General features: G+C 73.6%; 12 protein-coding genes and 1 tRNA gene. 8 read left to right on the top strand and 5 right to left on the bottom strand.

All coding sequences use genetic code 11. The features are described from left to right. Positions 1-37: 37 nt before the first annotated feature. The gene (gene pth / locus AB0B41_RS32540) at positions 38-634 is read right to left on the bottom strand and encodes an aminoacyl-tRNA hydrolase (protein ID WP_358210176.1); all 597 of its coding nucleotides are present in this window, start codon (positions 632-634) and stop codon (positions 38-40) included. A gap of 3 nt (positions 635-637) precedes the next feature. Beyond that, positions 638-1,318 carry a 50S ribosomal protein L25/general stress protein Ctc gene (locus AB0B41_RS32535; RefSeq protein ID WP_358210174.1) on the bottom strand — a complete coding sequence of 227 codons (681 nt, stop codon included), beginning with the start codon at positions 1,316-1,318 and terminating at the stop codon, positions 638-640. Positions 1,319-1,878: 560 nt separating this feature from the next. On the opposite strand from AB0B41_RS32535, the gene AB0B41_RS32530 reads away from it, so the two are divergent. Next, the gene (locus AB0B41_RS32530) at positions 1,879-2,085 is read left to right on the top strand and encodes a hypothetical protein (RefSeq protein ID WP_358210172.1); all 207 of its coding nucleotides are present in this window, start codon (positions 1,879-1,881) and stop codon (positions 2,083-2,085) included. 48 nt (positions 2,086-2,133) lie between these two features. Here AB0B41_RS32530 and AB0B41_RS32525 read toward each other — a convergent pair whose 3' ends face one another. After that, positions 2,134-3,105, bottom strand: coding sequence for a ribose-phosphate diphosphokinase (locus tag AB0B41_RS32525; protein WP_358210180.1), 972 nt, complete (start codon positions 3,103-3,105; stop codon positions 2,134-2,136). 5 nt (positions 3,106-3,110) lie between these two features. After that, on the bottom strand, positions 3,111-4,607 hold the full coding sequence (glmU, locus tag AB0B41_RS32520) for a bifunctional UDP-N-acetylglucosamine diphosphorylase/glucosamine-1-phosphate N-acetyltransferase GlmU (RefSeq protein ID WP_358210170.1): 1,497 nt from the start codon (positions 4,605-4,607) through the stop codon (positions 3,111-3,113). Positions 4,608-4,753: 146 nt separating this feature from the next. On the opposite strand from glmU, the gene AB0B41_RS32515 reads away from it, so the two are divergent. Continuing rightward, positions 4,754-5,227, top strand: a complete 474-nt coding sequence (locus tag AB0B41_RS32515; protein ID WP_358210168.1) for a L,D-transpeptidase — start codon at positions 4,754-4,756, stop codon at positions 5,225-5,227. 112 nt (positions 5,228-5,339) lie between these two features. Beyond that, on the top strand, positions 5,340-5,777 hold the full coding sequence (locus AB0B41_RS32510; RefSeq protein WP_358210166.1) for an OsmC family peroxiredoxin: 438 nt from the start codon (positions 5,340-5,342) through the stop codon (positions 5,775-5,777). Between the two features lie 223 nt (positions 5,778-6,000). Here AB0B41_RS32510 and AB0B41_RS32505 read toward each other — a convergent pair. Continuing rightward, a tRNA-Gln gene (locus tag AB0B41_RS32505) sits at positions 6,001-6,071 on the bottom strand. Positions 6,072-6,237: 166 nt separating this feature from the next. On the opposite strand from AB0B41_RS32505, the gene AB0B41_RS32500 reads away from it, so the two are divergent. The 5 genes from AB0B41_RS32500 (at position 6,238) to AB0B41_RS32480 (ending at position 13,117) form a co-directional block, all read left to right on the top strand. Then, positions 6,238-7,467: a class I SAM-dependent methyltransferase gene (locus AB0B41_RS32500; protein ID WP_358210165.1), complete on the top strand. Its 1,230-nt coding sequence runs from the start codon at positions 6,238-6,240 to the stop codon at positions 7,465-7,467. A 127-nt stretch (positions 7,468-7,594) separates the two neighbouring features. Continuing rightward, a complete protein-coding gene (locus AB0B41_RS32495; protein WP_358210163.1) occupies positions 7,595-8,266 on the top strand; it encodes a PIG-L family deacetylase in 672 nt (223 codons plus the stop codon). 61 nt (positions 8,267-8,327) lie between these two features. After that, positions 8,328-9,359: an SDR family oxidoreductase gene (locus AB0B41_RS32490; protein WP_358210161.1), complete on the top strand. Its 1,032-nt coding sequence runs from the start codon at positions 8,328-8,330 to the stop codon at positions 9,357-9,359. Between the two features lie 45 nt (positions 9,360-9,404). Further along, complete coding sequence (locus AB0B41_RS32485) at positions 9,405-9,674, top strand: DUF2277 domain-containing protein (protein ID WP_358210159.1); 270 nt, start codon at positions 9,405-9,407, stop codon at positions 9,672-9,674. An 86-nt stretch (positions 9,675-9,760) separates the two neighbouring features. Beyond that, on the top strand, positions 9,761-13,117 hold the full coding sequence (locus AB0B41_RS32480) for a S41 family peptidase (RefSeq protein WP_358210157.1): 3,357 nt from the start codon (positions 9,761-9,763) through the stop codon (positions 13,115-13,117). Positions 13,118-13,176 lie beyond the last annotated feature (59 nt).

Below are 13,176 nucleotides of genomic sequence, written 5' to 3'. Positions count from 1 at the left end.
CTCTCGCTCACACGTAGTGAGCGAGAGCGCCGCTCGCTCAGCCGGAGAGCGCGTGGAAGCGGTTCTGCGCGGGTTCGAGGCCTTGCTCGAGCAGCGCCTCGGCGGCGTCGGCGGCCAGGTCGACCGCGAAGTCCAGCTCCTTGCGCTCGGTCGCGGAGAACCGCTTGAGCACGTAGTCCGCCGGGTCCTGACGCCCGGGCGGGCGGCCGATGCCGAACCGCACCCGCAGGTAGTCCTTGGTGCCGATCGAGCGGCTGATCGAGCGCAGGCCGTTGTGCCCGCCCTCGCCGCCGCCCCGCTTCAGCCGGATCACGCCGAAGCCGAGGTCCAGGTCGTCGTGCACCACGACGAGCTCCTCGGGCGGCACCGAGAAGTACCGGACCAGCCCGGCGACCGGGCCGCCCGACTCGTTCATGTACGTCCGCGGCTTGGCCAGCACGACCTTGCGGCCCGCGAGCCTGCCCTCGGCGACCTCGGCGTTGGACCGCTTGTGCAGCGAGAACCGCGCGCCGGCGCGCTCGGCCAGCAACTCGGCCACGCCGAACCCGACGTTGTGCCGGGTGTCGGCGTAGCCGGGCCCGGGGTTCCCGAGCCCGACCACCAGGGCCGTGCCGGCGGACGGTGCCGGCGCCACGGATCAGCTCTCGGCGGAGGCGTCGCCCTCGGCGGACTCGCCCTCGGCCGGAGCCTCGGACTCGTCGGCCGGGGTCTGCGGGGCGTCCTCGACCACGCCGGCGCCCTCGGTGTCCTCGGTGGCCTCGAGGTCCTCGGCGGTCGGCGCGGCGACCACGTTGACGACCAGGTACTCGGGGTCGGTGCGCAGCTCGGATCCGTTCGGCAGCGCGACCTGGCCGGCCAGGAACTGGGTGCCGACCTCGGCGCCCTCGACCGAGACCTCGACGTTCTCGGGGATGTTCAGGGCGTCGGCCTCGACCTCGATGGTGTTCAGCTCCTGGGTGACCAGGGAGCCCGGCACGGCCTCGCCGGTGACGATCACCGGGATCTCGACGACGACCTTCTCGCCCTTCTGCACGACGAGCAGGTCGACGTGCTCGATGTAGGGGCGGATCGGGTGGAAGGTCACGGTCTTGGTCAGCGCCAGCTGACTGCTGCCGCCGACGATGTCCAGCTCGAGCACGGCGTTGCGGCCCTGCTCGCGGACGACGGCGGCGAACTCGAGCGACGGCAGCGTCAGGTGCTGCGGGTCGGTGCCGTGCCCGTACAGGACGGCGGGGATCTTGCCCGCCTTGCGGGTGCGCCGCGCGGCGCCCTTGCCGAACTCGGTCCGGGTCTCGGCGGCGATCTTGGACTGGGCCACGGTGGGTCTCTCTCCTCGAACTGCTGATGTCGCGTGCGCGCGGCGAGGAGGCGGCGGAAGAGCCGACCACACGTCGATGACGGCGGGCTCGTCGAACAACCCGCCCTCGCCGCGGAACCGCCGGCAAGAGTACGCCCGCCTCCGCGGCGGCCCTTCGGCGGGTCCGCCAAGGACGACACGCCAGGCCGGCTACCCAGAATCGATGAATCCGCGGGGGCGTGGCTGAGGCTCGTCCGGCCTACGGCGATGAGCCGGACGTCCGTACCCGCTCCGCGCATTCGGGGGAACGCCATGACCGTCACGCCGCAGGCCCGCCCACAGACGGACCCGGTCGCCGACCCGATCACCGACGTCATCCCGGTGGTGCCGACGGCGGCCCCGTGGCCGTCCGCCCTCCGGACCCGCGAGCAGGCCGCGGAGCACCGCGCGACCACCGGGCGCAGCAGCACGCGGCGCTGGCCGTGGGCCACGGCCGGGCTGGCCGTCGGGCTGCTGATGGGTGTGGGGATCGGCCGTCGGGCGGGTCGTCGGCGGACGGTCTCACCGACGGCGTCTACGCCGTGGGCACGGACGTCGCGGCCGGTCGCTACAAGACGTCCGGCGGCGGTGACATCGGGATGTGCGGCTGGGCGACCTACTCGAACGCGTCCACGACGTACGACTCGTACGTGGACGGTGGCACGAGCAGCGGTCAGATGTACGCGACCGCGAAGTCGGGCCAGTACCTCGAGCTCGTCGGCGGCTGCACCTGGACCAAGGTCTCCTGACCTCGTGAGTGGCGATGGTTGCCATGACGACCATCGCCACTCACAGGGCTATGCGTTGCCGTCGAACAGGCTGGTGACCGAGCCGTCGTCGAACACCTGGTGGATCGCCTCGGCCAGCAGCGGGGCGATCGAGAGCACGGTCATGGTCGGGAACCGCTTCTCGTCCGGGATCGGCAGCGTGTCGGTGAAGATCACCTCGCGGGCGCCGCAGGAGGACAGCCGCTCGACGGCCGGGCCGGAGAGCACGCCGTGGGTGGCCGCGATGATCACGTCCTTCGCGCCCTCCTTCAGCAGCACCTCGACCGTCTTCGCCACCGTGCCACCGGTGTCGATCATGTCGTCGATGACCACGCAGGTGCGGCCCTCGATCTCACCGACCACCCGGTTGGCCTTGGCCTCGTTGGGCCTGAGCGGGTCGCGGGTCTTGTGGATGAAGGCCAGCGGCGTCCCGCCCAGGGTCTCCGCCCAGCGCTCGGCCAGCCGCACGCGACCCGAGTCCGGGGAGACCACGGCGAGGTCGGCGTCCGAGTACCGCTGCTTGATGTGCTCGGCGAGCACCGGCAGCGCGAACAGGTGGTCGACCGGGCCGTCGAAGAAGCCCTGGATCTGGGCGGTGTGCAGGTCGACCGTCATGATCCGGTCCGCACCGGCCGTCTTGAACATGTCCGCGATCAGCCGGGCCGAGATCGGCTCCCGGCCGCGGTGCTTCTTGTCCTGGCGCGCGTAGCCCCAGAACGGCATGACCACGGTGATCCGCTTGGCCGAGGCGCGCTTGAGCGCGTCGACCATGATCAGCTGCTCCATGATCGCGTCGTTGATCGGCGCGCTGTGCGCCTGCAGGACGAACGCGTCGCACCCGCGCACCGACTCCTCGAACCGGACGAAGATCTCGCCGTTCGCGAAGGAGTACGCCGACTGGGGCGTGACGGTGACGTCGAGCTCCTTGGCGACCTGCTCGGCCAGCTCCGGGTGCGCCCTCCCGGAGAAGAACATCAGGTTCTTCTTGGGCTGACCCGACATCGCACTCACTGCGCTGTGCCTCCTCGGCCGCTCTCGGCCGCGTCCCGGGCGGCCGTGTCGCTGGCCCGCTCGGCGGCCTCGGCCGCCGGCGTGCCGGGTCGCTTCCGTACGACCCACCCGTCGATGGTGCGCTGTGGCCCGGACGACACCGCCAGCGCCCCCGGTGGAACGTCCTCCCGGACGACCGTGCCGGCCCCCGTGTAGGCGCCGTCGCCGATGCTCACCGGGGCGATGAACATCGTGTCCGATCCGGTCCGGACGTGCGAACCGATGGTCGTCCGGTGCTTGGTCACACCGTCGTAGTTGACGAAGACCGACGAAGCTCCGATGTTGCTCTGCTCGCCGATCGTGGCGTCGCCCACGTAGGTGAGGTGCGGCACCTTGGAGCCGCGGCCGATCTCCGCGTTCTTCACCTCGACGAAGGTGCCGATCTTGCCGTCGGCGCCCAGCCGCACGCCGGGACGCAGGTAGGCGAAGGGGCCGACGGAGGCGCCGGGGCCGATCCAGGACGACGAGCCGTGCGTCCGGACGACCGAGGCACCCTCGCCGATCTCCACGTCCGTGAGCGTCGTGTCCGGGCCGACGACCGCCGCCTCGCCCACGGTGGTGTGCCCGCGCAGCTGCGTGCCCGGCTCGACGAGGACGTCCCGCCCCAGCCGGACCTGGACGTCGATCCACGTCGTGGTCGGGTCGACGACGGTGACTCCGGCGAGCATCCACCGCTCCAGGACGCGCCGGTTGAGCTCGGCGCGGACCGCGGCGAGCTGCACGCGGTCGTTCACGCCCGCGACCAGCCACGGGTCGTCCACCCGCACCGCCTCGACGCGCAGGCCGTCGGCGACGGCGAGCGCGACCAGGTCGGTGAGGTAGAGCTCGCCCTGGGCGTTGGCGGTGTCGAGCCGGCCGAGCCCGGCGGTGAGGAACGCGGCGTCGAAGGCGTAGACGCCGGAGTTGATCTCCGTGAGCGCCCGCTGCTCCTCCGTGGCGTCCTTCTGCTCGACGATCCGCAGCACCGAGCCCGTGGGGTCGCGGACGATCCGACCGTAGCCGATCGGGTCGTCGAGGTCGGTGGTGAGCAGCGTGACGGCGGCGCCCGCGGTCTCGTGCACGCGCAGGACCTCGGCGAACGTGGTGGCGTCGAGCAGCGGCACGTCCCCGTAGGTCACCAGCACCGTGCCGGCCAGCTCGCCGGGGAGGGCGGCGAGGCCGCAGCGCACGGCGTCGCCGGTGCCGTCCTGCCGCTCCTGGACGGCCGGGACGACCCGGCGCGCCACCTCGTCCCCGATGCGCTCGAGCGCGGCGCCGACCTGCTCGCGGGCGTGCCCGACGACCACCGCGAGGTGCTCGGGCTCCAGCTCCGCGACCGCGTGCACGGCGTGCCCCAGCAGGCTCCGGCCGCCGATCTCGTGCAGCACCTTGGGGGTCGCGGACCGCATCCGGGTCCCCTCACCCGCGGCCAGCACCACGGCGGCGGTGGGACGGACGGAAGGGCGGTCGGGCATGGGCGCTCCTCGAGATGGTCGGGTCCCGATGCGGGACGGATCCTACGCGGGCCTGTCGGGCCGATCGTTTCGCTCGTTACCTCGGCCGGTCACGGTCGTTGTGCTGCTGGCCGGGTCGAACGGGATGAAAGGTGCCGAGCGGACACATGGGAAGGCACAGCAGGGCTCGTTCGCCGCGGGTGCGCGGTGCGGTCGCGGCCGGCCTGGTCGGGGTGGGGACGCTCGCCGCCGGTCAGGGGCAGGCCGTCGCGGGACCCGGTCCGGTCGAGGGAACCCCGTGCACCGCCGAGGCGCGTGCGTGCGTGGACCTCGCCGGCAAGAAGGCCTGGCTGATCGACGACGGGCGCGTGGTCCGCGGCCCCGTCGCCACCAGCCCCGGCGGGCTCGGCCACGAGACGCCGCGGGGCGACTTCGAGGTCGAGTGGAAGAACGACAAGCACCGCAGCAAGGAGTTCAACGACGCGCCGATGCCGTTCGCGGTGTTCTTCGCCGAGGGCGGGATCGCGTTCCACGAGGGCAACCTGCAGACGCCGTCGGCGGGCTGCGTCCGGCTCGCCCACGAGGACGCCCGCGCCTTCTACGAGTTCCTCCAGGTCGGCCACCCGGTCCAGGTGCGCTGATCGTCCGCTCGTCGTCCCGATCCGACCGGTCGGCGACCCCGGGGCCGAGGTCCGTGTACCCGGGAGCGCGCGGTGGGTCCCTCCATACGGACGATCGTCGACGGGAGGTCCAATGCCCACTCGCACCGCACGGACGGCCTGGAACGGGACCCTGGAACAGGGATCCGGCCAGGTCGAGCTGACCAGCAGCAAGGTCGGCACCTACGACGTGAGCTTCCCCAAGCGTGCGGCCGACGAGGCCGGCGGCACCACCAGCCCCGAGGAGCTCATCGCCGCGGCGCACTCGGCCTGCTACGCGATGCAGCTCTCCGCGCTGATCGGGCAGGAGGGCGCCACGCCCGAGTCGCTCGACGTGAAGGCCGACGTCTCGCTCGGACCGGACCAGGGCGGCGGGTTCCGGATCACGGGCATCGCGCTCACCGTCCGGGGCGAGGTCCCGGGCATGGACGCCGCCGCCTTCGAGAAGGCCGCCCAGGCCGCCAAGGACGGCTGCCCGGTCAGCAAGGCGCTGACGGGCACCACGATCACGCTCGACGCCGCGCTGGACTGAGCGCGCCCGTCGGGCGGGAGGGACGAGGCATGCGCACGACCACGAGCCCGGGGTGCACGGGGAACGGACGGCCCCAGCCGCCACCCTCGCCGAAGCCCGCCGGCGTCCTCTGAGCTCCGTCCGGAGCTCCGGGGCCGCGACCGACGTGAAGGGCGGGCCGCCGCGATCCGGCGGGCAGCCCTTCCGCGTGTGCGGGGTCGGCCGGTGCGCACCGCGGGTCCTGCTCCGCCGCCAGGATTCGAACCTGGACCATCGGAACCAAAATCCGAGGTGCTGCCGTTACACCACGGCGGACAGGCCTCCATCCTGTCACGGGCCGTTGGAGCGGCTGCGGCGGCGCGTCCGGCCCGGCCGGCCCGGTGGGGATCGGCCGAACGGCGGCACCGCGGGGTAACGGCCGTCCGGGGGCGGGCGAACCCGGACGTGTCGTGCCGGCCGTCGTCGTGGGGGCATCAGAACCGTGACCGATCTCCGTTGCCGGCTGTGCGGGTCCCGCAACCTGCGCAGCTTCCTGGACCTCGGGGCGATGCCCCCGTGCGAGCTGTTCCTCACCGCCGACGCGCTCGAGCTGCCGGAGCCGACCTACCCGCTGCACGTCCGGGTGTGCGAGGAGTGCCTGCTCGCCCAGCTGCCTCCGCTGATCACCCCGGAGGAGACCTTCACCGAGTACGCCTACTTCTCGTCGTACTCGACCTCCTGGGTGGAGCACGCGAAGCGGTTCGTCGACGCGTCGAGCGAGCGCCTCGGGCTCGGGCCCGACTCGTTCGTCGTCGAGGTGGCGAGCAACGACGGCTACCTGCTGCAGCACGTCGTCGAGCGCGGTGTCCGCTGCCTGGGGATCGAGCCGTCGCGCAACGTCGGTGAGGCCGCGCGGGAGCGGGGCGTGCCCACCCTGACCGCGTTCCTCACCCCGGAGACCGGGGCGCAGGTGCGCGCGGAGCACGGGCCGGCGGATCTCGTCGCGCTCAACAACGTCTACGCGCACATCCCCGACGTCGTCGGGTTCACCGAGGGCCTGCGCGCCCTCGTCGCCGACGACGGCTGGGTGTCGATCGAGGTCCAGCACCTGCTCACGCTCGTCGAACGGACCCAGTTCGACACCGTCTACCACGAGCACTTCCAGTACTACACGCTGCTCACGGCGCAGCGGGCCCTCGCGTCGGGCGGGCTGACGGTCGTCGACGTCGAGCTCCTGGACACCCACGGCGGGTCGATCCGCGTCTGGGCGCGGCCCGCCGCCGTCGCCGGCGAGCCCTCGGACCGGGTGCGCGAGGTGCTGGCCGCGGAGGAGAAGGCGGGGCTGCACACGGTCGACGGTCACGACGGCTTCGCCGAGGCCGTCTCGCGCGTGCGCGACGACCTGGTGGCCTTCCTCATCGAGGCCCGGCGGGCGGGCAGGACGGTGGTCGGGTACGGCGCGCCCGGGAAGGGCAACACCCTGCTCAACTACTGCGGCATCCGGCCCGACCTGCTCCCGTACACGGTCGACCGCAACCCGTACAAGCACGGCCGGTTCACCCCGGGCACGCGGATCCCGGTCCTGCCGCCCGAGCGGATCGAGGCCGACCGGCCGGACTACGTCCTCGTCCTGCCCTGGAACCTGCGGGACGAGCTCGTCGAGCAGCTGGCGCCGGTCCGGGAATGGGGCGGCCGGCTGGTCTTCCCGATCCCGTCCCTCGAGGTCGTCTGAGACCACCGAGAGTGATCGTTCGGCCCTGTCGGCGCGGGGTGCGGCGGGGGATGCTGAGGGGCGTCACCGACCGCACCGCGGCGCCCGTCCGGTGCCGTCCCGTCCGCGAGGAGCGCTGAACCCGACGATGCTGAGCCTGTTGCCCGAGCGCCTGGACCGGCTGGTCCTGCTCGGAGCCCACTGCGACGACATCGCGATCGGGGCGGGCGGAGCACTGCTGGAGCTCTGCCGCGCCCATCCGGGTGTCTCCGTCGTCGCCATGGTGCTGACCGGCGGTGCCTCCCTGCGCGAGGAGGAGGAACGGGAGGCGCTCGCCGCGTTCTGCCCCGGGGCGAAGCTCGAGGTCATCGTGCACGACCTGCCCGACGGCCGGGTCCCCGTCCGGTGGGAGCGCGCGAAGCAGGCGGTCGAGGAGGTCCGGGCGATGGGGGAGCCGGACCTGATCCTCGGGCCGACGGCCCACGACGCGCACCAGGACCACCGGACCCTGTCGAAGATCATCCCGACGGTCTTCCGGGACCACCTCGCCCTCGGCTACGAGATCCTCAAGTGGGAGAGCGACCTCGCGCAGCCGTCGGTCTACCTGCCCCTCGCCGAGCCGGTGCTGCGGGAGAAGATCACCAAGCTCCTGGAGCACTACGGCAGCCAGCGGGACCGGACCTGGTTCGACGCCGAGACCTTCGCCGGCCTCGCCCGGGTGCGCGGGGTGCAGTGCCACGCGCGCTACGCGGAGGCCTTCCACGCCCAGAAGCTGGTCCTGGGGGTCGCGCCGCTCACGGGGATCGACCCGGTCGACTAATGCTCCGCGCGCCGCGGACGAGTCATCCGGTGCACCGCGGAACGGCGACGAGGAGACACCAGTGCGCGTACTGCTGACCGGCCACCAGGGTTACCTGGGCACCGTGATGGCCCCGATCCTGGTCGGCGCCGGGCACGACGTCACGGGGCTGGACAGCGGGCTGTTCGCCGGCTGCGTCCTCGGCGCGCTCGACACCCCGGACGTCCCCGGGCTGGCGGTCGACCTCCGCGACGTCACCGCGGATCAGCTCGCCGGGTTCGACGCCGTGGTGCACCTGGCGGCGTTGTCCAACGACCCGCTCGGCTCGCTCGCGCCGGAGATCACCTACGACATCAACCACCACGCCTCGACGCGCCTGGCGCGGCTGGCGAAGGAGGCGGGGGTCGGACGGTTCGTCTACGCGTCGACCTGCTCCGTCTACGGCGCCCAGTCCGGTGACGACCTGGTCGACGAGGACGCGCCGCTCAAGCCCGTCACGCCCTACGCCGAGTCCAAGGTGCGGGTGGAGGACGACCTCGCCGAGCTGGCCGACGCCGACTTCGTCCCCGTGTCGATGCGCAACGCGACCGCCTTCGGGTTCTCGCCGCGGCTGCGGGCCGACATCGTGCTCAACAACCTCACCGGGCACGCCGTCCTCTCGGGCGTGGTCAAGGTGCTCTCCGACGGCACGCCGTGGCGTCCGCTCGCCCATGCCGAGGACATCGCCGGCGCGGTCGTCGCGGCGCTGGCCGCACCCGCCGACGCCGTCCGCGGGCGGGCCTACAACGTGGGCACCGAGCAGAACAACCGGACGGTCGCCGAGATCGCCCAGGCCGTGGCCGAGGCGGTGCCCGGCGCGGAGCTGGCCATCACCGGCGAGGCGGGCAACGACCCGCGCTCGTACCGGGTCGACTTCTCGCGGGCCCGCAAGGAGCTGGGCTTCGAGGCGGCGTGGACGATCCCGGCCGGGGCGCAGCAGCTGGCCACCGAGTACCGGGCCCGCGGCCTCACCCGCGAGGCCTTCGAGAACCGGTTCACCCGGCTCGCGGTGCTGAAGGCGCGCCAGGCCGAGGGTTCGCTCGACGCGGGTATGCGCGTGATCCGCGCGTCCTGAGCTGCTACAACGGCGGGTGCCGACGTCGAGCCCGGGAGAGCGCGCATGTGCCGCAACATCCGCACCCTGCACAACTTCGAACCGCCCGCCACCAGTGCGGAGGTGGAGGCGGCGGCGTTGCAGTACGTCCGCAAGATCAGCGGGTCCGCGAAGCCGTCGCAGGCGAACCAGGAGGCGTTCGACCGGGCGGTGGCGGAGATCGCGCACGTCACCCAGCACCTGCTCGAGGACCTCGTGACCACCGCCCCGCCCAAGGACCGTGAGGTGGAAGCGGCCAAGGCCCGGGCGAGGGCGCAGGAGCGCTACACGCGCTGAGTCGTCGCGCCCGGCGGAGCGGACCGGTCCGGGAGGGCCTCCCGCCGTCGCACGGTCCTGTCGGACCCGGCGGATACGGTGGCGCAGTGTCCCGCAGTTACCTCCGCTTCCCCCATCTCGCCGGCGACACGGTCGTGTTCGTCGCCGAGGACGACGTCTGGACCGCCCCGCTCGCCGGGGGCCGTGCCCTCCGCCTGACCGCCGACGACGTCCCGGCCGCGCGGCCGCGGTTCTCGCCGGACGGCACGCTGGTCGCCTGGACGTCGTGGAAGGACGGGGCGCCGGAGGTCCGGGTCGCCGACGCGGAGGGCGGCGCGGCCCGCCGGATCACGTTCTGGGGCGACATGCGGACCCGGCTGGCGGGCTGGAGTGCCGACGGGCAGGTACTGGCGGTCTCCGCGATCGGGGAGCACACCGGGGCGAACACCTGGGCGTACGCCGTCCCGGCGGAGGGTGGGCGGCCGCGGCGGCTGGACTACGGGCCGGTGTCGGCGGTCGCGCAGGGCGATCCCGGGGTGCTCGTCGGCCGCACCATGGCCCGCGACATGGCCTGGTGGAAGCGGTACCGCGGCGGCACCGCGGGCACGCTGTGGTGGGACCCCGAGGGCAGCGGCGAGTTCCGGCGGATCCTCGCGGAGCTCGAGGGACAGCTCGACGCGCCGATGCTGGTGGGTGACCGGATCGCCTTCCTCTCCGATCACGAGGGCTGGGGCAACCTCTACTCCGTCGACCGCGCGACGCTGGGCGACCTGCGCCGGCACACCGACCACGGCGGCGAGGGCGCGCCCGCCTTCTACGCCCGGCACGCGGCCACGGACGGGGCCCGCGTGGTCTACGAGTCCGCGGGCGAGCTGTACCTGCTCGACTCCCTCGACGGGGACCCGCACCGCCTCGACATCCGGCTCGGCGGGCCCCGGACCGACCGCGAGCCGCACCGCATCACCACGGCCCGCTGGGTCCACGGCGCGTACCCGGACCGGACCGGGCGCGCCAGCATCGTCGGGGTGCGCGGCACCGTGCACCGCCTCACCCATCGCGACGGCCCGGCGCGCACGCTGCTCGCCGAGCAGGGGGTCCGGGCGCGGATGGCCCAGCCCCTCGGCGACGACCGCGCGATCTGGGTCGACGACGCCACGGGCGAGGACGCCGTCGCGATCTCCCCGCTCGACCCGCACGCCGACGGCGCGCCCGACCTGGTCCGGTACGGCTCCGGCGAGCTCGGCCGGGTGCTGGAGCTGGAACCCTCGCCGGACGGGTCGCTCGCCGCGCTGGCCACGCACGACGGCCGGCTGCTCCTGCTGGAGACCGCCACCGGTGCCCTGCGCGAGCCGGCCCGCGGCGCGGCGGGGGAGATCGCCGGGCTGGCCTTCTCCCCGGACAGCCGCTGGCTGGCCTACGAGGACCCGGTGGAGCCCGAGCTCAGCCGGATCATGCTGGTGCAGCTCGCGCACGACGACCACCCGGACACGCTCGTCGCGGTCACCGAGCCACGGTTCGTGGACACCGATCCGGTCTTCACGGACGACGGCAAGTGTCTCGCCTTCCTCTCGCGCCGCAGCTTCGACCCGATCTACGACGAGCACTCCTTCGACCTCACCTTCCCGGCCTCGTGGCGCCCGTTCCTGGTGCCGCTCGCCGCGCGCACGCCCTCACCCTTCGGCGCCGGGCCGGACGGGCGTCCCGTCTCCGCCGCCGACGAGGAGCCCGAGGACCTCCCGGCCCCGGAGAGCAGCGAGGAGGCCGAGGCCGCCGAGAAGGCAGCAGAGAAGGCCGCGGAGAAGGCCGGTGACGGCGCGGCCGGGGACGGGGCGAAGGACGAGGAGAAGGACGGACCGCCGGAGACGGTGATCGACGTCGAGGGCCTGACCGCTCGGGTCGTCCCGATCCCGGTCCCCGAGGGTCGGTACCGCGCGCTCGGCGCCGCCAAGGACTGCCTGCTCTGGCTGTGGGTGCCGGTCACCGGCGTCCTCGGCGAGGGCCGGCACGGCGGCGACGACCCGCGCCCCGTCCTGGAGCGCTACGACCTGAAGAAGCGCAAGGTCGACACCATCGCCGACCCCGCGGACGGCTATGCGGTCAGCGGGGACGGCAACCGGCTCGTCGTGCGCGACGGCCGCACGCTGCGGGTGCTGCGCCCGGACCGGTCGGGCTCCTCGGCGCCGTCGGAGGGGGACGCGGACGAGTTCGAGATCGACGTCCGGCGCATCTGCGTGACGATCGACCCGGCCGCCGAGTGGCGCCAGATGTTCGACGAGGCGGGCCGGCTGATGCGGGACCACTTCTGGATCGAGGACATGGCCGGCGTCGACTGGGCGGCCGAGCTGGAGCGGTACCGGCCGCTGGTCGACGCCGTCGGCAGCGCGGACGACCTGGTCGACCTGCTCTACGAGGTCCAGGGCGAGCTGGGGTCGTCGCACGCCTACGTCGTGGGCCGCGGCCCGGGCGGGGACTGGACGGGCCGGCCCGGCCTGCTCGGCGCGGACCTGGAGCCGGACGGCGGCGGCGGCTGGCGGATCACCCGCGTGCTCCCGCCCGAGACCTCGGCGCCGAGCGCGCGCAGCCCGCTGTCCGACCCGGGCGTCGACGTCAAGGCCGGGGACGTTCTGCTCGAGGTGGGCGGCCGGCCGGTCGACCCGGAGCTCGGCCCGGCCCCGCTGCTCGTCGGGACCGCGGGCACGCTGACCGAGCTGACGATCCGCACGGCGGCCGGCGAGGTGCGGAGGGTCGTCGTGCGGCCGCTCGGCACCGAGGCCACGCTGCGCTACCACGACTGGGTCGCGGGCCGGCGGGCGTTCGTGGCGGACCGGTCGGACGGCCGGCTCGGCTACCTGCACGTGCCGGACATGGTCGCGTCGGGCTGGGCGCAGCTGCACCGCGACTTCGCCCGGGAGGCCCGGCGGGACGGGCTGGTGCTCGACGTCCGCGGCAACTCCGGCGGGCACACGTCCCAGCTGGTGATCGAGAAGCTGGCGCGCAAGGTGATCGGGTGGGACGTCGTGCGGCACGGCGCGCCCGCCACCTACCCCGAGGGGGCGCCGCGCGGGCCGATCGTGGCGGTGGTCGACGAGCACGCCGGCTCGGACGGCGACATCGTGACGGCCGCGTTCAAGCGGATGGGCCTGGGCCCGGTCGTCGGTGTCCGGACCTGGGGCGGCGTGATCGGCATCGACAGCCGGTACTCGCTGGTCGACGGCACCCGCGTGACCCAGCCGCGGTACTCGTTCTGGTTCGACGACCTGCACTGGTCCGTGGAGAACCACGGCGTGGACCCGGACGTCGAGGTCGTCGTCCGGCCGCAGGACTGGGTGGCCGGCCGCGACCCGCAGCTGGAGACGGCGGTCCGGATCGCCCTGGAGGCGCTGGAGTCCAGGCCGCCCGTGGGCCCGCCGGACCCTGCCACCCGGCCGAGCCGGGCCAAGCCCGCGTTGCCGCCGCGCCCCTGACCGGGAGGGAAGAAAAGGGGCGGGCGTATCGTCTCTCATCAACAACCCCCGCCCGGGCA

Source organism: Pseudonocardia sp. NPDC049154 (assembly GCF_040648315.1).
Classification (GTDB): Bacteria; Actinomycetota; Actinomycetes; order Mycobacteriales; family Pseudonocardiaceae; genus Pseudonocardia.
The sequence above is the reverse complement of the archived record's forward strand: the minus strand, read 5'-3'. Positions and strand labels throughout refer to the sequence as shown.

Excerpts from the sequence above, each read along its gene's own strand:
- glmU (WP_358210170.1), bottom strand. The coding sequence starts at position 4,607 with ATGCCCGACCGCCCTTCCGTCCGTCCCACCGCCGCCGTGGTGCTGGCC.
- AB0B41_RS32510 (WP_358210166.1), top strand. The coding sequence starts at position 5,340 with ATGCCCACTCGCACCGCACGGACGGCCTGGAACGGGACCCTGGAACAG.
- AB0B41_RS32495 (WP_358210163.1), top strand. The coding sequence starts at position 7,595 with ATGCTGAGCCTGTTGCCCGAGCGCCTGGACCGGCTGGTCCTGCTCGGA.
- AB0B41_RS32485 (WP_358210159.1), top strand. The coding sequence starts at position 9,405 with ATGTGCCGCAACATCCGCACCCTGCACAACTTCGAACCGCCCGCCACC.
- AB0B41_RS32515 (WP_358210168.1), top strand. The coding sequence starts at position 4,754 with ATGGGAAGGCACAGCAGGGCTCGTTCGCCGCGGGTGCGCGGTGCGGTC.
- AB0B41_RS32525 (WP_358210180.1), bottom strand. The coding sequence starts at position 3,105 with ATGTCGGGTCAGCCCAAGAAGAACCTGATGTTCTTCTCCGGGAGGGCG.